We start from the raw sequence: 22741 nt of genomic DNA on the forward strand, positions 1-22741 counted from the left end.
CGGTGGTGCCGGGACTTCCGGCACCGCGCGCCTACGCGTCCTCTTCGCCGAGCAGGGCCCGCAGCCGTGACAGGCGCAGCGGGCCCACCAGGCCCTCCTTGGAGAGCGCCTGGAGGAGCTGCGCGGTGGCGTGTACCTTGGCCTCCTGCTCCTCCTCGGGCCGGTCCACCACCTCCGCGTCGAGCAGCGCCTCCATGTGCTCGGGGTTGATGGGGGCGGGCCCTTCCGACCAGGCGATGTCGAAGAGGGCGCGGGCCATGCCCTCGCGCACCTTGCGCTCGGCCTCGTTGGCGGCGCCCTTCACGAAGGACAGGAAGAGGGCGTCCACGGCCTCCTTGGTGAGGGCGGCCAGCGCGGGCACCTCGCCCAGCGCCTCCTTCACGTACTCGCGGTCGAAGCTGTCCACCTCCTGCTCGTAGCCGAAGGCCTCCTCCAGCAGGATGGAGGCGATGAAGGCGTCCGCCTCCTCCTCGCTGGCGCCCTCCTCGGCGAGCGCCTCGCGGGCCTTGCGCGTGGGCTCGGCCAGCTCGGAGTCCTCCCGCATGGCGCGGGCCGCGGCATGGGCCGCCAGCAGCACCAGCGAGGCCTGGGCGTCGGACGAGAGGACACGGCCGCCCACGCCGAGCATCACGGACTGATGCTTGGGGTGCGCCGCGGCGGCGTCGGCGAAGGCCTGCTCCTCGGGGGACAGGTCTTCGCCTGCCTGCTGCTTGCGGAGTGTCTCCCGGGCGGTGTCGGCGGTGAGGTAGCGGGCGAGGACGGGGTGCATGGTTGGGCCTGTTACCACATGCTAGGTATCCCGCCATGCATCCGGAGGACGAAGCCCCCGACGAGGGCCCCGACGCTGTCCGCCGCGCCACGGACGCCTGCCTGAAGCTGCTGTCCATGCGCGCCCGCAGCCGGCACGAGCTGGAGCTGGCCCTGACGCGCAAGGGCTTCCCGGAGGCGGTGCGCGAGCAGGCGCTCGCCCGCGTCCAGGGCTGGGGCTACCTCGACGACGCGCGCTTCGCACAGGAGCGCGCCGCCTCGCTGCTGCGCAAGGGGCGGCTGGGCCCGCGCGCCGTGCTCCAGCGGCTGGAGGCGCACGGGGTGGGGGACGCGGCCGCCCGGGACGCGGTGGCGCGCGCGAGCGGGGCGGAGGGCTTCGACGCGCTGTCCGCCGCCCGCGCGGTGCTGGAGGGAAAGGGGCTGCTCGGCCGCCCGCTCGCGGCGAAGGAGCGGGCCCGCGCGGCACGGCTCCTCGACAGCCGGGGTTTCTCCGAGGACGTCATCCATCAACTGCTGGGTGAACCTTCGCTGGACCCCTCCGGTCCGGAGGAATAGCGTGGTGGAGATGCGTTCCGCCGTCGCCTTCCTGTCCGCCTTCCTGCTGCTCGCCTCCGGCTGCGCCTCCCTGACCTCGGGGCAGGCCGGCGAGCCCGACTACGCCGTCACCGCCGATGAGAACCTGCGGCTGGGCGCCGAGGCCCTGGAGAACAAGGACTTCCTCCGGGCGCAGAAGTACTTCGAGTACGTCCGCGCGAAGTTCCCCTACCAGGAGGCCGCCCGCGAGGCGGAGCTGAAGCTGGCCGACCTGGAGTTCGCCCGCGAGGCCTTCCCCGAGGCGCGGGAGGCGTACCAGTCCTTCATCAAGCTCCACCCCACGCACCCCAAGGTGGACTACGCCGCCTACCGCTCCGCCCTCACGCACGTGGAGGACTACCCCTCGGAGTTCTTCGCCCTGCCGCCCTCGGAGGAGAAGGACCAGGGGGAAATCCAGGCCGCGCTGCTCGCCATGGAGGAGTTCCAGCGCCAGTACCCGCAGTCCGAGTTCGTCGACGAGGCCAGGGCCCACGCGGACGACGCCCGCAAGCGCCTGGCCGAGCACGAGCTGTACGTGGCCGCCTTCTACAAGAAGCGCGAGCGGTGGAAGGCCGTGGCCCAGCGCCTGGAGGCGCTCCTGCGGCGCTACCCGGGCACGCCCTATGAGGAGCAGGCCCTGTTCGACCTGCACACGGCCTACGTGAGGCTGAACGACCCGAAGAAGGCGGAGGAGACGCTGCGCCAGGTGCTGCGCCGCCTGCCGGGCACGCCCGCCGCGGAGCGTGCCCAGCGTCTGCTCGGCTCGTGAGGACCACCGAGGAGTGGAGCCGCCTGGGCGGTGCGCTCATCCTCGTCCTGGCGCTGGGCGCCACCCTGGCCGTGTTCGCCCCGCGCTTCCTGGGCGCGGCGGCCGGGCCGGAAGCCGAAATCATCACCGCCCTCAAGGAGACCGAGGCCGAGGGGCTGACGCTGCCCATCCCCGGCTCGGACGTCCCCCTGAAGTCCCAGAAGCACCGCTTCGCCCGAATCACCGTGGCGGTGGAGCCCGGCGGGAAGCGGGCCGAGGCGTACGCCACGCTCGACTTCGACGGCACCCTGGGCACCACCCATGTGGGCACCGCCGGGGTGGAGCGGGTGCCCTTCGTCCGTCGCGACGGAGACTGGGTGCCGGAGGGCACGGCGGCCCCCCGGCTGGTGGCCGTGGTGGCGGCGCTGGAGGCCCGGCGCCGGGCGCTCCAGGCGGCGGACGCGGAGGCCCTGGCGAGGCTGGCGGGGCCGGGCACCCCCGGGGTGGGCGGGCCGGAGTGGGAGGAGCTACGCCAGATGCGCGCCCGGGGTTACAGGGCGGAGGCCTGGTACGTCCGGCTGGAGCGGGAGGAGGCCGTCGTCACGGAGCACTGGCGGCTCCAGGGCGCCCTCCCGGCGCGCCCGGTGGATACCCGGGGGGAGCGCCAGCTGTCCCTGACGCTTCGCGGTGATGAATTCTTGTTTTCGCCCGGCCTCATGTAGGCTAGCGGCCTCGGAGGCAGGGCCCGTTCGGGCCGATTCATGGAAGAGCCCCTCAAGCAGCTACTGACCCTCGGGCGCGGCTACTTCGAGAAGAAGCAGTACGCCCAGGCCGAGCAATACCTCGCGAAGATCGTCGAGCAGAATCCGACGTTCGCGGACGTATTCAACATGCTCGGCATCATCTACCACGACCAGGGGCAGTTCGCCCGGGCGCAGCGCGCCTTCGAGTCGGCACTCAAGCTCAACCCCGCGTACACCGAGGCGGCCCTGAATCTGGCCGTCATCTACAACGACATGGGGAAGTACGCCGAGGCGAAGGAGGTCTACCAGTCCGCGCTCTCCCAGCAGAAGAGCGGGCCCGGGGAGCTGGATCCCTACGTCGAGAAGAAGATCGCCAACATGTACGGCGAGATTGGCGACGTCTACGCCTCCAGCGGGGCATGGGCGAAGGCCATCGAGGAGTACCGGCGAGCGCTCGGACTTTGCCCGCAGTTCGTGGACATCCGCCTCAAGCTGGGCAATGCCTTGCGCGACGCGGGCGACAACGAGGCGGCCATCGCCGAGTACGAGCAGGTCATCGCGCAGAACCCGGCTTTCATCCCGGGCCGTATCCAGTATGGAGTGGCCCTGTATTCGGCCGGCAGGCGGGCGGAGGCGGTGCGGGTCTGGGAGGACGTGCTGGCGCGCAGCCCGGATAACAAGAGCGCGCAGATGTACCTCAACCTGGTGAAGGACCCCGGCAAGGTGGAGCAGGCAGGTTGACGACCATGGACACCTCAAAGAGCTACGCCCTCAAGTTCATTTCGGGCAAGTACCAGGGTGGTGAGTTCCCGCTGAAGGCGGACAAGCAGGTCGTCATCGGACGCTCGAGCGAGCTGGACATGGTGCTCGTCGAGGACATGGTCTCGCGCAAGCACGCGAAGATCGTCTTCTCCGACGGGAAGATCACCATCGAGGACCTGGGCTCCACCAACGGCACCTTCGTCAACGGCGAGAAGGTGAAGCAGGCCCGGCTGAAGGAGGGGGACCGCATCCTCATCGGCACCTCCATCCTCAAGCTCGTCCACCAGGGCGCGGACGGGGCCAACGTCGACGAGAGCATGGCCAAGCAGAAGCTGGAGGAGGCCGCCGCCGCCCAGGCCGCGCGCACCACCAACAAGGCCAGCTCCATGACGGGGAAGATTGAAGAGATTCCCCTGCCGGACCTGCTCCAGCTCTTCCACACGTCCAAGAAGAACGGCGTGCTGGTGGTGATGGGCGACCAGGAGGGGAAGATCTACCTGCGCCAGGGCCGCGTGTACTACGCCGTCATCGGCGAGAACCACAACCTGGGCCCGCAGAAGAGCTTCAACCGCATCATCACCTGGGAGAAGGGCGACTTCGAGCTGCGCCCGGCGGACAACCAGGAGTTCATGGTGGAGCTGGACTCGTCCACCGAGGCGCTCCTGATGGACGCGCTCCGCCAGCTCGACGAGTTCAAGCGCCTCCAGCCGAGCCTGCCTCCGCTGGACGCGCCGCTGGCGCTGGCCTCGCCGCTGACGCCGCCGCTCAAGGAGCTGTCGCCGGAGCTGCTGGACGTGCTCCAGCTCATCCACAACCACGGCTCGCTGGGCGGGGTGCTGGACCGGGCGGACGCGGACGACGTGGTGACGGCGGAAGCGGTGGTGCAGTTGCTGAAGCGCGACTACGTTCGGCAGTCGTAACGGACTTCGCGGCCCGGATGGGGCCGCGAGCAGGGAAGGGGAGCACCATGGCGGACGAGCAGCCGGTGAAGCCGAAGCGCCTCACCGAATTGAGTCACTGCGCGGGCTGAGCGGCGAAACTGCGGCCCGCAGATTTGGCGCAGGTCCTGCGCCGACTGAAGACTGCTGGGGGTCCCCAGGCGTTGGTGGGTTTCAACACCAACGACGATGCGGCCGTCTATCGTCTCGCGCCCGGCATGGCCGTGGTGGAGACGGTGGACTTCTTCCCGCCCGTGGTGGACGACCCGTTCCAGTTCGGGGCCATCGCCGCGGCGAATGCCCTGTCGGACATCTACGCCATGGGGGCGCGGCCCCTGTTCGCCCTCAACCTGGTGGGCTTCCCGGACGGCCAGCCGCTGAAGGTGTTGTCGAAAATCCTGGCCGGCGGCCAGTCCAAGGCGGACGAGGCGGGCATCCCCATCCTCGGCGGCCATAGCGTGAGGGACCCGGAGCCGAAGTACGGCATGGCCGTCACCGGCGTGGTGCACCCGAAGAAGGTGCTCACCAACGCGGGCGCGAAGCCGGGGGACGTGCTCCTGCTCACCAAGCCCCTGGGCTCGGGCATCGCCACCACCGCCATCAAGCGGGGCGTCGCCTCGAAGCAGCTCTCCAAGCGCGTGGTGGCGGTGATGTCCGCGCTCAACCGCGCCGCCGGTGAGGTCTTCGCGTCCGGCAAGTTCAAGGTGAACGCCCTCACGGACGTGACGGGCTACGGCCTGCTGGGGCACCTGCTGGAGATGATGACCGGGGCGAAGGCGCGCGCGGCGCTGGATTTGGAGCGCATCCCCCTCATCACCGAGGTGGCCGGGCTGGCCGAGCAGGGCGTGGTGCCCGGCGGCACCAGGGCGAACCTCGCCCACGTGAAGAAGAAGGTCCGCTTCCCGGAGGGGCTGCCGGAGCACATCATGTGGGTGCTCGCGGATGCGCAGACCAACGGCGGGCTGCTGGCCAGCGTGCCCGCCCGTCACGCGCTGAAGGCGCTCAAGGCGCTGGACGCGGCCGGCGTGGACGCCGCCCTCATCGGTGAAGTGCGCGCGGGCCGGCCCGGCATCGACGTCATCGGCTGAACGCCGGGAGTTCGCCCCCGGGGCGCACCTCCGCTAGCATTCCCCGCCAGCATGCCGTCGCCGCACCGCCCCCTCCTGGCCGTCCTGTCGCTGCTCTGCCTCGTCCCCGTCACCGCCGGGGCGGCGGAGCGGCCCGCGCGCATCGTCCTCGACCCGGGCCACGGTGGCTCGCAGGAGGGCGCGAAGGGCCCGGGCTCGCTGCGGGAGAAGGAGGTGGCGCTCCAGATTGCCCTGCGCCTGCGGGCGCGGCTGGAGGCGGCGGGCGGCGAGGTGTACCTCACCCGCGAGCGCGACGCGCAGATGTCGCTGACCGAGCGCGTGGAGCTGACCAACGACCACGGCGCGGACCTCTTCATCTCCATCCACGCCAACTCCATGCCCACCAGGAAGATGCGCGCGCGCACCGAGGGCATCGAGACGTATTTCCTGTCCGCCAACGCCTCCGGCGACGCCGCGCGCGCGGTGGCGGACCGGGAGAACGCGGAGGCGCCGGTGTCCCGGGCCGCGCGGGGTGACTCCACGCTGGCCTTCATCCTCCAGGACCTGGTGCGCACGGAGGCGCATACGGACTCGTCCCGGCTGGCGTACTCCATCCACCCGCGCCTCATCCGCGCCACCCGCGCGGCGGACCGCGGCGTGCAGCAGGCGCCCTTCTTCGTCCTCTCCGGCGTGGAGTGCCCCGCCGTCCTCGTGGAGGTGGGCTACATCTCCCATCCCCAGGAGGGCGCGAAGCTGGGCCGCCCGGAGTACCAGGAGAAGCTGGCCGAGGCGATTTCAGACGGCGTGCTGGCCTTCCTCAAGGAGACCCGCCGGCGCGATGCCGCCCGGGGCCCCGAGGTGGCCGGCTCCGTGTCGCGCTGAGTGCACACCGGTGGCGTTGGACGCCACCTGTCTGGCGCGGCTCTGGTAGAGAGGGGCCCAAGCCGCCCACTCCCAATCCCATCTTCCAGGAGCCTGCCGTGCGTTCCTTCCAACGTGGTCCGCTGGACCTTCGCCCCGTCGTCCTCACCCCCAACGTCTCCCGCTACGCGGAGGGCTCCGTGCAGGTGGAGTTCGGCCACACCAAGGTGCTCGTCACCTGCTCCACCGAGGAGCGCGTGCCGCCGCACCTGATGGGCAAGGGCACCGGCTGGGTGACGGCCGAGTACGGCATGCTCCCCCGCGCCACGCACTCGCGAAACCAGCGCGAGTCCGCCAAGGGCAAGCAGACGGGCCGCACCATGGAAATCCAGCGCCTCATCGGCCGCTCCCTGCGCGCGGCGGTGGACCTGGCCACCCTGGGGCCGCGCACCCTCACCCTGGACTGCGACGTGCTCCAGGCGGACGGCGGCACGCGCACCGCCTCCATCACCGGGGCCTACGTGGCGCTGGTGCTGGCGCTGCGCTCGCTCCAGAAGGCGGGCACCATCTCCAAGCTGCCCAAGCTGACGCCGCTGGCGGCCGTGTCCGTGGGCGTGGTGAACGGCGAGGTGCGCGTGGACCTGGACTACGACGAGGACTCCAGCGCGGACGTGGACCTGAACCTCGTGGCCACTGCGGATGGCCGCATGGTGGAGCTGCAGGGGACGGCCGAGCACCAGCTCTTCGACCGCAAGACACTGGACGCCATGGTGGACGGCGGGCTGGCCGCGATTCAGCAGCTCATCGCCGCGCAGGCCAAGGTGCTGGGATGACGGCGAAGCCCCGGCTGCTCTTCGCCACCACCAACAAGGGCAAGCTGCGCGAGCTGCGCGAGCTGGTGGGGGACGCGGTGGAGGTGGTGTCCCTGGCGGACCTGCCCCCGGTGCCCGAGCCGGTGGAGGACGGCGCCACCTTCGAGGAGAACGCGGTGAAGAAGGCCCGCGCCTATGCCGACGCCACCGGGCTGCCCACGCTGGCGGACGACTCCGGCCTCTGCGTGGACGCGCTGGGCGGCGAGCCCGGGGTGCACTCCGCTCGCTACGCGCCGGGGGATGACCGGGCCCGCTACGAGAAGCTGCTGGGCGCGCTGGCCGGTGTGCCGGACGACAAGCGCACCGCGTCCTTCCGGTGCGCGCTGGCGCTGGTGCGGCCCGGGGGCGAGGCGCGGGTGGAGGTGGGGCGGTGCGAGGGCCGCATCGGCCACGCCCCGCGCGGCACCCACGGCTTCGGCTACGACCCCGTCTTCATCCTTTCGGACAGGGACCGGTCCATGGCGGAGCTGACGCCGGAGGAGAAGGCGGCGGTGTCGCACCGGGGGGCGGCCTTCCGGAAGATGCGGCCCCACCTGCTGGGACTTTAGGCGGGCCGTCAGGCACGTCGGCCTTGCGCGTCCGTTCGCAATGGTTCAACAATGCCGGACTCTACTTCTCGGGGCGTAGCGCAGCCTGGTAGCGCACCTGCCTTGGGCGCAGGGGGTCGGAGGTTCAAATCCTCTCGCCCCGACTTGAAGTAAAGCAGTTGGAAGCAGGCGGCCCGGCCAGCTCCAGTAGCTCAGCTGGATAGAGCACCGGCCTTCTAAGCCGGGGGTCGCAGGTTCGAGTCCTGCCTGGGGCGCCAACCTGCTTGCTGTGTCGGGAAAATTTGGGCCTTGAACGGCCCCGGTTTCCACGATAGGGAAGCCGCCGCTTCAACGCCGTACCCGCTGTAACGGCGGCCATAGCTCAACTGGTTAGAGCGCCGGACTGTGACTCCGGAGGTTACCGGTTCGATCCCGGTTGGCCGCCCACTTCTTCCCGCCCCGTTTCGCTGCGCTCGTAGCTCAACTGGATAGAGCACCGGGCTTCGAACCCGGGGGTTGGGGGTTCAAGTCCCTCCGAGCGCGCTCCTCCTCTTCCCGAGTCGAGCGGCCGGAACGGAAAACGCCCCCGCCACTCCTCGCGGCGGGGGCGCTCCCCTCACTTCCCTGGCTTCCGGACGGACGGGCTCAGGCGTCGTGGGCCGCGCCGCTGCCATTGCGCGCGCTGGCGGGGACGCGGCAGCGCAGCTCCGTCTCCGCCTCCAGCGCGGCCAGATTCTCACGCATCGCCTTGGCCCAGCGCGCCTTCGGCTGCTCCATCAGCTTCTCGTTGGCCATGTCGATGGTCTCACTCAGCTCCTCGTCGGAGAGCTCGGAGGCCGTCCGCCCCTTGTAGGGGCCGAACGCCACCACCACGGCGCTCGGCTTCGGGCGCGGCGCCGCCACCGCCTCCACCACGACTTCCTTCTCCGCCGCGGGCTCCGGGGCCCGGACGCTCTTCCCGCCGGGGGCGCTGGCGGGCTCGGTCTCCACCGCCACCTCCCGCGCGGGAGCGGGGGGCACCGGCATGTCCACGTTGAGCGGTTGCGCCGAGGCCCGGGGCCTCTCCTCCTGGGCCGGAGGGGCCGGAGGCGTGGGCGCCAGCGTGGGGAAGGACGCCTTCACCGGGCCGGGCTTCGCGCCCAGCACCTCGTAGGGGCCGCCGCCGTGGCCAGGCTCCTCGTGCGGTTGCTGCGGCTCGTAGTCCTCGGCGGGCATCTCCTCGCGCACGTACAGGCCGCCGAAGGCCTCCGGGTACGCCTTGCGCAGGGCCGCCACGCGCGCGCACTTCTCAATCATCGTCGTGGGAATCTTGGCCCACAGCGGCGTCTGCTGGACGTAGCCGCTGAAGTCCAGCCACACCACCACCGGCAGCTTGCCGTCGCGCACCACGCGCGCCCAGGCGCCCACCAGCGCGCCCTTGCGCTTGGCCGGGTTGAAGCGGTGCACCACCTCGCCCTTGCCCTGGTCCACGATGATTTCGTCCTCGGCGAATACGGCGGACGCCTGGATGCCCCGGAAGTCCGGAAAGCGCTCCGCCCGGGCGAGCATGCCCGCCTCGGAGGGCTGGAACTCGTACTTCGTCACCCAGTTGGGCCGCTCGCGGTTGCCGGCGTTCTGCCGGCGCGCCACGCAGAAGGCCTCCTTGAGCAGGGGGTCCAGTCCGCTGCGCTTGCACTGCTCGATGAAGAGGGCGAACTCGTCGTCGCTGATGCCCTTGGGGCAGATGGTGCGCTTGACCAGTTCCACGCGCTCCCGGCTCCAGCCGCCCTGCTGGGGGCCCTGGGCCGTCGCCGCGCCGTCCGCCTTCTGGTGGGTGTTGGCTTCCGTCACTGTCGTCTCCTGCATACGTCCTTCGCGAAAAGGGCGGACGACCTCCGTCCGCCCGCCTGGGTGCCGCGGCGGCGCACCCTCATGCGGCATGAGTGCCCACGAATCCCTTCGCCCGCCTCGTGTCCCGGAGTGCGGCTTACGCTCCACGCACAGTGGAGCCGGGACGAAAAGCGTGCCGTGGCCCTGTTGAACATCCGTGGGGGGCGCCTGCTTCACCCGCGCGTGGAGCCGTTCCGGGGGCTGGCCGCCGGGCGGGCGGACCGGCGTCAGGCGCCGGCCTGCGCGGGCGTCACAGCTTCGTGGGCGGGAATGAAGGGGGGCCCGAAAATACTTTTTGACAGCACGGGCGGGCTTCTGTAGTTACCGCCGCCACCTGGACGTCGCGCTGGCGACGGACCGGGGCAGTGCCGGGAGCGTAGCTCAATTGGCAGAGCAATGGACTCTTAATCCATAGGTTGTGGGTTCGATTCCCTCCGCTCTCACTCCGGGGCTCCTCCAGAAATGGAGGGGCCCCGTTTCTTTTTCCGGGCTCTGCCGTCCACCGGACGTTTCGCGGTAAGACGGTACGCGGCGTCGGCGCACCCGGGCGGGTGGCGAAACTGGTAGACGCGCCAGACTTAGGATCTGGTACCGCAAGGTGTGAGGGTTCGAGTCCCTCCTCGCCCATTTCGCGTTGACCCGCTCGTGCCTATCCCCTAAAGGCGCACGTCCCACTTTTCTTCGCGCCGTCCGGGACGTGTGTCCGAGGCGGCGAGCGAGGCCCGCATGAAGGTCCAGGTCGAGGAGCTCTCTCCCATCGAGAAGAAGCTCTCCATCGAGGTCGAGAACTCCCGCGTGGCGGAGGAGCTCAACCGCGCGTACTCCAGGCTCGGCCAGCAGGTCCGGCTGCCTGGCTTCCGTCAGGGCAAGGTGCCCCGCCGCATCCTGGAGCAGCGCTTCCGCGACCAGGTCGAGGACGAGGTCATCCAGCGCGTCGTCCAGTCCGCGTACGTGGAGGCCATCCGCGAGCACAAGGTGGACGTCGTCGCCAATCCCCAGGTGACCAACTCCGGCCTCAAGGCGGACGCTCCCTTCACCTTCGAGGCGCGGGTGGAGGTGAAGCCCAGGGTGGAGCCGAAGGACTACCAGGAGCTGCCCCTGGCGAAGTCCGACACCACCATCACCGACGAGCAGATCAACGAGCAGCTCGAGCGCATGCGCAGCTCGCTCGGCCGTCTGGAGCCCGTGGCGGACCGCGACACCGCGGCCTCCGGCGACTACGTCACCGTGGACTTCGAGGCCACCGTGGACGGCCAGCCGTTCACCGGCAGCAAGGCCCAGGGCATCAGCGTCCAGGTGGCCCCCGGTGAGCTGGTCGAGTCCAAGATTGCCGCCCTGGAGGGCGTGAAGGTGGGCGAGTCCAAGGACATCGACTACGCCTTCCCCCAGGACTACCGGGTGGAGGAGGTGCGCGGGAAGACGGCGCGCTTCCACATCACCGTCAAGGAGCTGAAGAAGGAAATCGTCCCCGAGCTCAACGACGAGTTCGCCAAGGAGACGGGCATCGCCCAGTCGCTGGACGAACTGCGCGGCAAGATGCGCACCGACATGGAGCGGGCGAAGAAGGCCCAGGTGGAGGGCGAGGAGCGCGAGGCCCTGATGAAGGCCCTCATCGAGCGCAACGCGTTCGAGGTGCCCCGCGCCATGGTGGAGCGCGCCATGGACTCCATGCTGCGCGGCGCCCTGCAGCAGCTCCAGCGCCAGGGCGTGGACCCCAGCCGCCTCAACCTGGACTTCAACCGCCTGCGCGAGGACATGCGCGAGAAGGCCCTCCAGGAGGTGAAGGGCACGCTGCTGTTCGAGGCCATCGCCCAGAAGGAGGGCATCCAGGCCTCCGACGCGGACGTGGACGCCCGGATTGAGCAGCTCGCCAACGAGGCCGGCCAGCCCGTGGCCGCGGTGCAGCGCTACTTCAAGGGTCCGGACGAGCGCCTCGGGTTGTCTCTCCGACTGAGGGAGGAAAAGACGATTGAATTCCTGAGGAGCCGGGCGAAGTATTCGTGAGGTTCATCTTCCGAGCTTCCGGTTCCTCCTAGAGGTCGACATGCCCTTCATGCCCGTTCCCTACGTCATCGAGCAGACCCACCGCGGTGAGCGCTCGTACGACATCTACAGCCGGCTCCTGAAGGACCGCATCGTCATGCTGGGCACCGAAATCGACGATGACGTGGCCAACGTCATCGTCGCCCAGCTCCTCTTCCTGGAGTCGGAGGACCCGGACAAGGACATCAACCTCTACGTCAACTCGCCCGGTGGCTCCGTGACGGCGGGCCTCGCCATCTACGACACCATGCAGTACCTGAAGTGTCCGGTGTCCACCATCTGCGTGGGGCAGGCGGCCTCCATGGGGGCCGTCCTCCTGCTCGCCGGGGCGAAGGGCAAGCGCTACTCGCTGCCCTCCAGCCGCATCATGATTCACCAGCCGCTCGGCGGTGTGCGCGGCCAGGCCACGGACATCGAAATCCAGGCCAAGGAAATCCTCCGGATGAAGGCGAAGCTCAACGAGCTCATCGTCAAGCACACCGGGCAGTCCATCGAGCGGGTCGAGAAGGACACGGATCGCGACTACTTCATGGGCGCGACCGAGGCGAAGGCCTACGGCATCATCGACGAAATCCAGAGCCCCCGGAAGGTCGTGGGGCTGGGCAAGGAAGAGAAGAAGTAGTCGGGTTTCCGGGGCCCCGGGGCCTCGGTTGGCGGCCGGAGTCGCGGGAATTCGCACCCGCGGCTCCGGCTTTCTGCTTTCTGCGTCGTGAGGGCCCCCCTGTTAAGTACCTGGAAGGCGCGTGGACGTTCCGGACAGGGGCTGACTAGATTGGACCAGAGGCAGGGGTAGGGGCGTTTACCAGGCGTGGGGCCTTTTCGGGCGCAGCGAGGGATTCAATGGCGGGTAAGAACGTGGAGAAGCGAGACAACCAGACCCTCTGCTGCTCCTTCTGCGGCAAGTCGCAGAAGGAGGTGAAGAAGCTCATCGCGGGGCCGACGGTCTACATCTGCGACGAGTGCATCGGGCTGTGCAACGACATCATCGCGGAGGAGATTGACCGCGAGGAGACCAAGGACACCAAGCTGCGCATCCCCCGGCCTTCGGAAATCAAGGCCGTGCTGGACGAGTACGTCATCGGCCAGGAGCGCGCGAAGAAGACGCTGTCGGTGGCGGTGCACAACCACTACAAGCGCATCGAGTCCAAGGTCGCCATGGAGGACGTGGAGCTCCAGAAGAGCAACATCCTCCTGCTGGGCCCCACCGGTAGCGGCAAGACGCTGCTGGCGCAGACGCTGGCGCGCATCCTCAACGTCCCCTTCACCATCGCGGACGCCACGTGCCTCACCGAGGCCGGCTACGTGGGCGAGGACGTGGAGAACATCATCGTCAACCTGCTCCAGGCGGCCGACCACGACATCGAGCGGGCGCAGCGCGGCATCGTCTACATCGACGAAATCGACAAGATTGCCCGCAAGTCGGAGAACCCCTCCATCACCCGCGACGTCAGCGGCGAGGGCGTGCAGCAGGCCCTGCTGAAAATCATCGAGGGCACGGTGGCCAACGTCCCGCCCAAGGGCGGCCGCAAGCACCCGCAGCAGGAGTTCCTGCAGGTGGACACCACCAACATCCTCTTCATCTGCGGCGGCGCCTTCGGCGGGCTGGAGCAGGTCATCGAGCGGCGGCTGGGCGGGCGCAGCCTGGGCTTTGGCGCGGACATCCAGTCCAAGAAGCAGCGCAACCTCACGGAGCTGCTCAAGCACGTGGAGCCGGAGGACCTGCTGAAGTTCGGCATGATTCCGGAGTTCATCGGCCGCCTGCCCATCATCACCGCGCTGGAGGAGCTGGACGAGCCGGCGCTCATCAACATCCTCAACCAGCCGAAGAACGCGCTCACCAAGCAGTACCGCAAGCTCTTCGAGCTGGACGGCGTCACCCTCAAGTTCACCGACGGCGCGCTCAAGGCCATCGCCCAGGAGGCCATCCGCCGCAAGGCGGGTGCCCGTGGCCTGCGCTCCATCCTCGAATCGGCCATGCTGGACGTGATGTACGAAATCCCGTCCCGCAAGACGGCCCGCGAGGTGCTCATCTCCGAGGAGGTCATCCTCAAGAAGAGCGAGCCTGTCGTCCTCCACGCCCACGAGAAGGAAGCCGAGGTGAAGAAGGAATCCGCCTGAGGCCACCGCCCGCCCCGCCCCGAGCGGGGCCTGGGGCGGATGGAGTGTTGACGGGGCGCGTCACGGAGCCATGAGCAGGCTCCGGCGCGCCCCGCGCGTTGGGAGGGGAGCGAGCCTTGCCGCCCCACCGCACTTTTTGTGGGACGGCCGGGGCCCTTTCTGTATGTGCTGGGCCCCCATGAGAAAGCTGCTCGTCCCAGCCCTGCTGTCCCTCGCCGCGTGCGCCACCCCGAAGGAGGCGGCGCGGGAGGAGCTTCCGGCGTCCGCGTCCGCGGCGCCTCCCCAACCACAGGAGTCCTCGCGAATGGTTTACCCGGCGACCCGGGCGGAGCAGGTGGTGGACACGCTTCACGGCGTGCAGGTGGCGGACCCGTACCGCTGGCTGGAGCAGGAGAAGGCCCCCGAGGTCCAGGAGTGGATGAAGGCGCAGGACGCGCTGGCGCGCGGGCAGCTGGCGAAGATGCCGGGCCGCGACGCGCTCGTGCGGCGCTTCACGGAGCTGTTCTACGTGGACTCCATCTCCCCGCCGGCCCGCCGGGGCGGCCGGTACTTCTACATCCGCACCCACAAGGACAAGGAGAAGGCCGTCCTCTACTGGCGCGAGGGTGAGAAGGGCGCGGAGAAGGTGTTGCTGGACCCGAACACCTGGAGCAAGGACGGCACCGTGTCCATGGGGACGTGGGCGCCGTCGTGGGACGGCAAGAAGCTCGTCTTCGCCCAGAAGCCCAACGCCGCGGACGAGGCGGTGCTGCACGTCATGGACGTGGACTCCGGCGAGTGGTCCAAGGTGGACGTCATCGAGGGCGCCAAGTACGCCTCGCCCCGGTGGACGCCGGACAGCAAGGGCTTCTACTACGAGTGGCTGCCCACGGACCCCAGCATCCCCGTGGACGCGCGGCCGGGCTACACCACCATCCGCTTCCACAAGCTGGGCACGGACCCGAAGGACGACGCGCTGGTGCACCCGCGCACCGGGGACCCCACCACCTTCCTCCAGTCCGACTTGAGCCGGGACGGCAGGTACCTCTTCGTCTACGTCATCCGCGGCTGGAGCGAGAACGACGTCTACTGGAAGCGGCCGGGTGAGAAGGACTTCCGCCTGCTGGTGAAGGGCCAGGGCGCGAAGTACAGCGTCAACGCGTGGAAGGACCGCTTCTACGTCACCACGGACGAGGGCGCTCCGCGCCAGCGTGTCTTCGAGGTGGACCCGGCGAAGCCCGAGCGCGCCGCGTGGAAGGAAATCGTCCCCGAGGACAAGGTGGCCTCGCTCCAGGGCGTCAACATCGTCGGCGGGCACCTGGCGCTGGAGTACCTCAAGGACGCCACCACCGAGGTGCGCGTGGCCACGCTGAAGGGCCAGCCCGTGCGCACCGTGCCGCTTCCGAGCGTGGGCGCCGCCTCCAACCTGGTGGGTCTGGAGGACGAGGACGAGGCGTACTTCGTCTTCACCTCCTTCACCACGCCGCGGCTCGTCTTCAAGACGTCCGTCGCCAGCGGGAAGACGGAGGAGTGGGCCCGGGTGGAGCTGCCCATGGACCCGTCCCTGTACACGACACAGCAGGTCTTCTACACGTCGAAGGACGGCACGCGGGTGCCCATGTTCCTGGTGCACCGCAAGGACCTGAAGCGCGACGGCGCCGCGCCCACGCTGCTGTACGGGTACGGCGGCTTCAACGTGAGCATGGAGCCCGTCTTCCGGGGGAGCATCCTGCCCTGGCTGGACGCCGGCGGCGTCTACGCGGTGGCCAACCTGCGCGGCGGTGGTGAGTACGGGAAGGACTGGCACGAGGCCGGCCGCCTGCACCGCAAGCAGAACGTCTTCGACGACTTCCACGCGGCGGCCGAGTACCTCGTCCGCGAGAAGTACACCCAGCCCCGGCGGCTGGCCATCCACGGCGGCAGCAACGGCGGCCTGCTGGTGGGCGCGGCCATGACGCAGCGCCCGGAGCTGTACGGCGCGGTGGTGTGCGCCGTGCCCCTGCTGGACATGGTGCGCTACCACCTCTTCGGCAGCGGCCGGACGTGGATTCCGGAGTACGGCTCGGCGGAGAAGGGCGAGGACTTCCCGACGCTGCACGCCTACTCGCCCTACCACCGCGTGCGGGCGGACGTGCGCTACCCCGCGCTGCTGATGATGTCCGCGGACCACGACGACCGCGTGGACCCCATGCACGCCCGCAAGTTCGTGGCGGCCATGCAGAACGCGCCTGGCAACCCCTCACCCGTGCTGCTGCGCATCGAAATGAACGCCGGTCATGGTGGCGCGGACCAGGTGGCCAAGAATATTGAGTCCAGCGCGGACCTGTACGCGTTCCTCTTCCAGACGCTGGAGGTGGAGATGCGCCAGGGTGGGGTGGCGGCGCAGGGCCGCTGACACCCCGGGCGGACACCCGAGTGAGCCAGGGGTGTTCCCTTGATGGCACGAGGCCGTTCCCCAATCTTGTCCCGGGGAACGGCTCGCGAAATCGCCGTGTTATAGACGTGCTTCACCCCGTGTGCGCGCCTGCCGGGCGGGCGGACGGGCAACTCTTCAATGGCCTGCTGTCAAGGTGGGCCTGCAGGTGGCGGATACATGTTCTTCGGACGTGACGACAAGAAGGAAGCCCAGAAGCGGGGACTCACCGTCCCGCTCTTGCCCCTTCGGGACATCATCGTGTTCCCGCACATGGTGGTGCCGCTGTTCGTCGGCCGGGAGAAGTCCATCGCGGCGTTGAAGGACGCGATGGCGCACAAGGGGCCGGACGACAAGGCCGTCATCCTGCTGGCTGCGCAGAAGAAGGCCAAGACGAACGACCCCACCCCGGACGACATCTTCCACTTCGGTACGCTGGGCCACGTCATCCAGCTCCTCCCCCTGCCGGACGGCACGGTGAAGGTGCTGGTGGAAGGCGTGCGCCGCGCCCGGGTGAAGAAGTTCCACCCCAACGACGCCTTCTTCATGGTGGAAGTGGAGGAGGTCGAGGAGCAGACGGAGAAGAGCGTGGAGCTGGAGGCGCTCGTTCGCAGCGTCCACTCCGTGTTCGAGGCCTTCGTCAAGCTCAACAAGCGCATTCCCCCCGAGATGCTCATGCAGGTGGCGAGCATCGACGACCCGGCGCGCCTGGCGGACACCATCGTCGCGCACCTCTCCCTCAAGCTGAACGACAAGCAGGCCCTGCTCGAGACGGAGTCCCCGGCCAAGCGCCTGGAGAAGCTCTACGAGCTGATGCAGGGTGAGATCGAGATTCTCCAGGTGGAGAAGAAGATCCGCACGCGCGTCAAGAAGCAGATGGAGAAGACCCAGAAGGAGTACTACCTGAATGAGCAGATGCAGGCCATTCAGAAGGAGCTGGGTGAGCGCGACGAGTTCAAGAACGAAATCCAGGAGATTGAAGAGAAGCTGAAGAACAAGCGGATGAGCAAGGAGGCCACGCTCAAGGTCAAGAAGGAGCTGAAGAAGCTCCGGATGATGAGCCCGATGAGCGCCGAGGCCACCGTCGTCCGCAACTACATCGACTGGATCATCAGCCTGCCCTGGTACGACGAGACGCAGGACCGCCTGGACGTCTCCGAGGCGGAGCGGGTGCTCAACGAGGACCACTACGGCCTGAAGAAGCCGAAGGAGCGCATCCTCGAGTACCTGGCGGTGCAGCAGCTGGTGAAGAAGCTCAAGGGCCCCGTGCTGTGCTTCGTGGGGCCCCCGGGCGTGGGCAAGACGTCGCTGGCGCGCTCGATTGCCCGGGCCACCGGCCGCAAGTTCGTGCGCCTGTCGCTGGGCGGCGTGCGTGACGAGGCGGAGATTCGCGGCCACCGGCGCACGTACATCGGCGCGATGCCGGGCAAGCTCATCCAGTCGCTGAAGAAGGCGGGCAGCAACAACCCCGTCTTCCTGCTCGACGAAATCGACAAGATGTCCACCGACTTCCGTGGCGATCCGAGCGCGGCGCTGCTGGAGGTGCTGGACCCCGAGCAGAACCACAACTTCAACGACCACTACCTGGACCTCGACTACGACCTGTCCAAGGTGATGTTCATCTGCACCGCGAACACGATGCACAACATCCCCGGTCCGCTCCAGGACCGCATGGAGGTGATTCGCATCGCCGGCTACACGGAGCCGGAGAAGCTCTCCATCGCGCGGCGCTACCTCATCCCGAAGGAGCAGGAGGCCAACGGGCTGTCGGACATCAAGGTGGACATCAGCAACGAGGCGCTGAAGACCATCATCCACCGCTACACGCGCGAGTCGGGCGTGCGCTCGCTGGAGCGTGAGATTGGCGGCGTGTTCCGGAAGATTGCCCGCGACGTGCTGAAGAACGGCAAGCGGGACATCGACGTGGACCGGAAGACGGCGATGAAGTTCCTCGGCACGCCTCGGTTCCGCTACGGCGTGGCGGAGAGCGAGGACCAGGTGGGCATCGTCACCGGCCTGGCGTGGACGGAGCTGGGCGGTGAAATCCTCACCACCGAGGCCACGGTGATGCCGGGCAAGGGCAAGCTCATCATCACCGGCAAGCTGGGCGAGGTGATGCAGGAGTCCGCGCAGGCGGCCATGTCGTACGTGCGCAGCCGCGCCGACCGGTTCGGCATCGACCGGAAGGCGTTCGAGAACTTCGACATCCACGTCCACCTGCCGGAGGGCGCGATTCCGAAGGACGGCCCCTCCGCGGGCGTCACCATCTGCACGGCGCTGGTGAGCGCGCTCACGCGCACCCTCATCCGCCGCGACGTGGCGATGACGGGCGAAATCACCCTGCGTGGACGGGTGCTCCCCATTGGCGGCCTGAAGGAGAAGACGCTGGCCGCGCACCGGGCGGGCATCAAGACGGTCCTCATCCCGAAGGCCAACAAGAAGGACCTGAAGGACATCCCGCTGAAGATTCGCAAGCAGCTGCGCATCGTCCCGGTGGAGTTCGTGGACGACGTGCTCCGCGAGGCGCTGGTGCTGGAGAAGCCGGAGGAGTTCGGCCGCAAGCCGCTGTCCACCGACGGCGCGAAGGCGGTGCCCGCGGCGGAGCTGCCGGCCACCGCTCCGGCCCCGGCTCCGGCATAGCTTCCGGGCGTGCCCCGCTGAAATGAAGGCTCCCTCCCCGGACGGGGAGGGGCCACCGAGCTGACGAGAAGCCAGGATGCCGGACGACCGAGGTCGCCGGGGTCCTGGCTTCTCCTTTTCGGGGGTGGCGCGCTTCGGGGTACAACGCGGTCCGGTGGCTTCGCGCGCTCGACTCCGGTGGACGTTCCTCCTGCTGGCCCTGGCGGCCTCGGCCTGCGGCCCATGTGGCTTCCAGCCGGACCCGGGCGTGAAGGTGGTGGTGCCGACCATGCCCACCACGCTGGACTGGAGCCACTCGGACCCGGAGAGCTGGGCGAACTACCCGGTGATGCTGGCCACCCAGCGCGGCCTCACGGAGCTGGGCGCGGACTACTCCGTGCGTCCCGGGCTGGCCGAGCGCTGGGAGCGCGCCGTGGATGCCCAGGGACGCGAGGTCTACACGTTCCACCTGCGGCGGGATGTGCGCTGGTCGGACGGCTCGCCGCTCACCGCGCGCGACTTCGTCGTGGGCTGGCGGCGCGCGCTGCGCGGGCGTGAGCGCGGCGAGATGGCGGACCTGGCGGGCGCTGCCGAGGCGCTGGCCGCCCAGGAGCGCGGTGCCCCGGAAGCAGAGATTCGCGCGGCGCTGGAGCGCGTGGGCGTGGAGGCCGTGGACGCGCACACCCTGCGGGTGACGCTGGCCCGGCCCCGCAGCTACTTCCTGGCCCGCGTGGCCAACGTCTACATCTTCTACCCCGCGCCCGCGGCGGACCTGGAGGGGAAGTCCGACGAGGAGGTCCGCGACTACTTCGACCGGCCTCGCGACGGGCGCCCGCTGGCGCTGGGGCCGTACCGGGTGGAGCGGTGGGACCGCGCCGGAGAGCGCGTGCGGCTGGTCTACAACCCGGCCACGGCCTTCCCGCCGCCGATGGCGCCCGGCGAGACGCCCGCGCCCGTGCTGACCCTGATGAAGTCGGAGATAGGCCCGGCGCTGTACGAGCGCGGCCGGGTGGACTTCGTCTTCATGGACAGCGCCGCGGCGCTGCGCGTGAGCCGGCCGGAGGACCTGCAGCGCGAGCCGCTGCTGTCCACGTACTTCCTCGCCTTCAACACGGAGCGGCCCCCGCTGGACCGGCCCGAGGTGCGGCGCGCGCTGTCGAAGGCGCTGGACCGGGAGGCGCTGGTGGCGGGGCTCCTGCCGGCGGCCCGCCCGTCCAACGTGCTGCTGCCGCCGGAGCTGCCAGGGGCCGCCACGCCCGAGGAGGCCGCGCGCCTGCCGCGCTTCGCTCCGGAGGCAGCGCGGGCGGAGCTGACCGGCGTGCCGGGGCTGGAACGGCCGCTGCGGCTCGTCTACCGGCAGGGCGACGGGTTCCTGCCGGAGGTGGCCATCGCCGAGCGCGTGGCCGCGCAGCTCGCGAAGGTGGGCGTGACGGTGGTGCTGGAGGCGCGCTCGGATTTCTCCGCGGAGATTTCCCGGCGCTCGGAGCAGGGGCCTCGTGTGTATGACCTGTATCTGCGCCGTCTGGGCGGGGACTACGCGCACCCCAATACCTTCTTCACGCTCTTCGAGCGCGAGGGCAACCACCAGACGGGCTGGGAGACGCAGGCGGGAGGCGAACCCATGGCCCGCTTCGAGCGGCTGCTGGAGGCAGGGGACGGAGAGCCAGACGAGGCGAAGGCTCGCGCGCTGTATGCCCAGGCCCAGGAGGTACTGGTGGGCGAGCAGGCCGTGATTGCGCCCATCTACCATCCGGACCGCTACTTCCGCGCCCGGGCTCGGCTGCGCGGGCTGGACGTGGACCCGTTCAACTTCCTCGCCCTGCGCGCGCTACGGCTGGCGCCGGACGCGGCGGAAGTCCGGGCCGGGGTGACGCGATGAAGTGGGGACGGTGCGGCCGACGTGCGGTGGCCCCGTGCGTCCTCATCGCCTCGCGCGAGCCGTGGCGGCATGACTTCCCCGAGGTGACGCCATGAGCGCGGTGACGCAGCGGCTGGCGCGGCAGTTGGTGCTGGTGCCCGTGGTGGCGGTGGCCTCGTACTTCCTCATGGCCGCGCTGCCGCTCACCACGGAAACGGATGCGAAGCGCCAGGTGTCGAAGGAGCTGGCCGCGTCGTACCAGCGGGACCTGGGCATTGGCGAGCCGCTGGGCTTCCTGCGCCCCTGGGAGAAGCTCTTCCGTGGCGAGCGGCTGGGCACGAGCGCCCAGGGCATCACCGGCGACGAGCTGCTCTTGAAGCTCTCCGGCAGCGTGGGCGTGGGGCTGATGGCGCTGCCGCTCGCGCTGGCGTGGGCGCTGGGCTTCGCGCTGCTGCGCACGCGGTGGCGCAAGGGGCGCTGGGCGGCGCTGGGCGACGCGGTACCGGCGGTGGCGTTCGGCACGCCCGTCTTCATCCCCGCGCTGCTGCTGGCACCCGCGGTGGTGGAGCGCGGCAACATGCTGCCGGAGCTGTGCGCGGCGCTCGTCACGTCGGTGTGGCCCGGCATCTTCCTGGGCACGCTGGTGGGGGACTCGCTGGAGACGGAGCTGTCCCGCGACTACGTGCGCACCGCGCTGGGCAAGGGCCTGGCGCAGGGCACGGTGCTCCGCCGCCACGTGCTGCCCAACGTGTGGCCCGCGCTGCTGGACGCCGTGGGGCCGGTGGCCACCTCGCTGCTGGCCGGCTCGTTCGCCGCGGAGCGCGTCTTCGGCCTGCCTTACTTCGGTCAGCTCTACGTGCTGGCGGTGCTCAACAAGCAGGTGGCCGTCGTCGTGGTGGCCACCACCACCTTCGCCTCGCTGCTCGTCATCGTGAGCCTCGCGGTGGAGGTGCTGCGCTACGTGGTGGACCCGCGCTCCCGGGAGGCCACAGCATGAGCCGCCCCTCCGTTTGCGCCGACGTGTCGCTATGTGAGGCCGCGGGCGTGGGTTGCCGCTGTTCGTCGCACCGGCGCTCCGAGGAGGCCGCGCCATGAGCCGCATTCCTCCGCGCGCCCGCTTCGGTCTGGTGCTCCTCGTGGGCCTGGGCCTGCTCAGCCTCGTGGCGGGGCGCCTCTTCCCGGAGGTGCTCTCCAGCACCTGCCCGCTGGGCATGGACCCCACACGTCCCGACCGCACCGTGTGCGAGCTGGCCTTCGGCGGGCTATGGGTCTCCCTCGCCGTGGGGCTGGCCGCGGGCGCGCTGTCCACGCTCATCGGCCTCACCGTGGCCGCCGTGGCGCGCCTGTCCGGTGGCACCGTGGAGCAGCTCCTTCTGCGCGCGGTGGACGCCGTCTTCGCGCTGCCGGACGTGCTCGTGGTGATGGTGCTCCAGCTCGCGGGCCAGTCCCTGTCGGACGCGGGGCAGGTGGGCGGGCTGGGCCCCTTCGGCCTCATGGTGGCCTCGCTGGCGCTGGTGGGCTGGGCCGGCCCCGCGCGCATGTTCCGCAACCGGCTGGCCACCCTCGAAGCGCAGGAGTACGTGGCGGCCGCCCGGGCGCTCGGCGGGAGCGGTGCACACCTCCTGCGTGTCCACCTGTGGCCCGCCCTGCGCCCCTTCGCGCTGGCGGTGTTCCTCAGCCGCCTGCCGGCCGCCATCCTCACCGAGTCCACCGTGAGCTTCTTCGGCATCGCCCGCATGGAGCCCATGTCCCTGGGCCGCTACCTGGGCACCAGCTACGCCGCCCTCATCTACGAGGGCGGCGGCCGCGTGGTGCTGCCCGCGTGGGCGCTGCTGGTGCTGCTGGTGCTCGGTGCCTCGCTCGCCTCCCAGGCGCTCTCGGCGGCGCCGCGCCGGCCCGCCTGAGAGGCACCGCGAGGGTGGGAGAAGCACCGCCCTTCCGTGGAATTCCCAACGTTGGGAGGTGGGTTTCCATCACACGGAA

19 protein-coding genes and 6 tRNA genes are annotated in these 22741 nt (G+C 69.7%); 23 read left to right on the plus strand and 2 right to left on the minus strand.

Going from position 1 to position 22741, the window contains the following annotated elements; translation table 11 throughout:
- Nucleotides 1-31: 31 nt before the first annotated feature.
- Nucleotides 32-769, minus strand: coding sequence for a hypothetical protein (locus tag K8638_RS17280; RefSeq protein WP_223755630.1), 738 nt, complete (start codon nt 767-769; stop codon nt 32-34).
- 35 nt (nt 770-804) lie between these two features.
- Between K8638_RS17280 and K8638_RS17285 the strand changes: the two genes are divergently transcribed.
- The 13 genes from K8638_RS17285 to K8638_RS17345 all read left to right on the plus strand — a co-directional run bounded on the left by K8638_RS17285 (nt 805) and on the right by K8638_RS17345 (nt 8402).
- Nucleotides 805-1323: a regulatory protein RecX gene (locus K8638_RS17285; protein WP_223755631.1), complete on the plus strand. Its 519-nt coding sequence runs from the start codon at nt 805-807 to the stop codon at nt 1321-1323.
- A gap of 10 nt (nt 1324-1333) precedes the next feature.
- Nucleotides 1334-2110: an outer membrane protein assembly factor BamD gene (locus tag K8638_RS17290; RefSeq protein ID WP_223755721.1), complete on the plus strand. Its 777-nt coding sequence runs from the start codon at nt 1334-1336 to the stop codon at nt 2108-2110.
- Entirely contained in the window at nt 2107-2811 is a 705-nt protein-coding gene (locus tag K8638_RS17295; RefSeq protein ID WP_223755632.1) for a hypothetical protein, read from the plus strand. The genes K8638_RS17290 and K8638_RS17295 overlap by 4 nt, the downstream gene beginning before the upstream one ends.
- Before the next feature lie 39 nt (nt 2812-2850).
- Nucleotides 2851-3573 carry a lipopolysaccharide assembly protein LapB gene (locus K8638_RS17300; protein WP_223755633.1) on the plus strand — a complete coding sequence of 241 codons (723 nt, stop codon included), beginning with the start codon at nt 2851-2853 and terminating at the stop codon, nt 3571-3573.
- A 5-nt stretch (nt 3574-3578) separates the two neighbouring features.
- On the plus strand, nt 3579-4514 hold the full coding sequence (locus K8638_RS17305) for an FHA domain-containing protein (RefSeq protein WP_223755634.1): 936 nt from the start codon (nt 3579-3581) through the stop codon (nt 4512-4514).
- 47 nt (nt 4515-4561) lie between these two features.
- Nucleotides 4562-5620, plus strand: a complete 1059-nt coding sequence (gene selD / locus K8638_RS17310) for a selenide, water dikinase SelD (protein WP_223755635.1) — start codon at nt 4562-4564, stop codon at nt 5618-5620.
- 51 nt (nt 5621-5671) lie between these two features.
- Complete coding sequence (locus K8638_RS17315) at nt 5672-6481, plus strand: N-acetylmuramoyl-L-alanine amidase (protein WP_223755636.1); 810 nt, start codon at nt 5672-5674, stop codon at nt 6479-6481.
- A gap of 98 nt (nt 6482-6579) precedes the next feature.
- Nucleotides 6580-7293, plus strand: coding sequence for a ribonuclease PH (gene rph, locus K8638_RS17320; RefSeq protein ID WP_223755637.1), 714 nt, complete (start codon nt 6580-6582; stop codon nt 7291-7293).
- Nucleotides 7290-7880, plus strand: a complete 591-nt coding sequence (rdgB, locus tag K8638_RS17325; RefSeq protein ID WP_223755638.1) for an RdgB/HAM1 family non-canonical purine NTP pyrophosphatase — start codon at nt 7290-7292, stop codon at nt 7878-7880. The genes rph and rdgB overlap by 4 nt, the downstream gene beginning before the upstream one ends.
- 69 nt (nt 7881-7949) lie before the next feature.
- Nucleotides 7950-8023: transfer RNA gene (locus tag K8638_RS17330), tRNA-Pro, on the plus strand.
- 37 nt (nt 8024-8060) lie between these two features.
- Nucleotides 8061-8137, plus strand: a tRNA-Arg gene (locus tag K8638_RS17335).
- Nucleotides 8138-8230: 93 nt separating this feature from the next.
- Nucleotides 8231-8304 (plus strand) — tRNA-His (locus K8638_RS17340).
- 24 nt (nt 8305-8328) lie between these two features.
- Nucleotides 8329-8402 (plus strand) — tRNA-Arg (locus K8638_RS17345).
- A 102-nt stretch (nt 8403-8504) separates the two neighbouring features.
- Here the strand turns inward: K8638_RS17345 and bet are convergent.
- Nucleotides 8505-9689 (minus strand): phage recombination protein Bet, encoded by a 1185-nt coding sequence (bet, locus tag K8638_RS17350; protein ID WP_223755639.1) that lies wholly within the window; start codon nt 9687-9689, stop codon nt 8505-8507.
- Nucleotides 9690-10098: 409 nt separating this feature from the next.
- Between bet and K8638_RS17355 the strand changes: the two genes are divergently transcribed.
- The 10 genes from K8638_RS17355 to K8638_RS17400 all read left to right on the plus strand — a co-directional run bounded on the left by K8638_RS17355 (nt 10099) and on the right by K8638_RS17400 (nt 22662).
- Nucleotides 10099-10171, plus strand: a tRNA-Lys gene (locus K8638_RS17355).
- A gap of 102 nt (nt 10172-10273) precedes the next feature.
- Nucleotides 10274-10355: transfer RNA gene (locus tag K8638_RS17360), tRNA-Leu, on the plus strand.
- A gap of 99 nt (nt 10356-10454) precedes the next feature.
- Complete coding sequence (gene tig, locus K8638_RS17365) at nt 10455-11732, plus strand: trigger factor (RefSeq protein ID WP_223755640.1); 1278 nt, start codon at nt 10455-10457, stop codon at nt 11730-11732.
- Between the two features lie 40 nt (nt 11733-11772).
- Nucleotides 11773-12393: an ATP-dependent Clp endopeptidase proteolytic subunit ClpP gene (gene clpP, locus K8638_RS17370; protein WP_169344207.1), complete on the plus strand. Its 621-nt coding sequence runs from the start codon at nt 11773-11775 to the stop codon at nt 12391-12393.
- A 218-nt stretch (nt 12394-12611) separates the two neighbouring features.
- Entirely contained in the window at nt 12612-13889 is a 1278-nt protein-coding gene (clpX, locus tag K8638_RS17375; RefSeq protein WP_223755641.1) for an ATP-dependent Clp protease ATP-binding subunit ClpX, read from the plus strand.
- 304 nt (nt 13890-14193) lie between these two features.
- Nucleotides 14194-16263: a prolyl oligopeptidase family protein gene (locus tag K8638_RS17380; RefSeq protein WP_223755642.1), complete on the plus strand. Its 2070-nt coding sequence runs from the start codon at nt 14194-14196 to the stop codon at nt 16261-16263.
- A gap of 198 nt (nt 16264-16461) precedes the next feature.
- Nucleotides 16462-18921, plus strand: coding sequence for an endopeptidase La (lon, locus tag K8638_RS17385; RefSeq protein WP_223755643.1), 2460 nt, complete (start codon nt 16462-16464; stop codon nt 18919-18921).
- 268 nt (nt 18922-19189) lie between these two features.
- The gene (locus K8638_RS17390) at nt 19190-20779 is read left to right on the plus strand and encodes a peptide ABC transporter substrate-binding protein (protein WP_223755722.1); all 1590 of its coding nucleotides are present in this window, start codon (nt 19190-19192) and stop codon (nt 20777-20779) included.
- Nucleotides 20780-20870: 91 nt separating this feature from the next.
- Complete coding sequence (locus K8638_RS17395; protein WP_223755644.1) at nt 20871-21755, plus strand: ABC transporter permease subunit; 885 nt, start codon at nt 20871-20873, stop codon at nt 21753-21755.
- Nucleotides 21756-21849: 94 nt separating this feature from the next.
- Entirely contained in the window at nt 21850-22662 is an 813-nt protein-coding gene (locus K8638_RS17400; RefSeq protein ID WP_223755645.1) for an ABC transporter permease, read from the plus strand.
- The last annotated feature ends 79 nt before the right edge of the window (nt 22663-22741 follow it).

The organism is Myxococcus sp. RHSTA-1-4, assembly GCF_020037125.1.
In the GTDB taxonomy this organism is placed as follows: Bacteria; Myxococcota; Myxococcia; order Myxococcales; family Myxococcaceae; genus Myxococcus.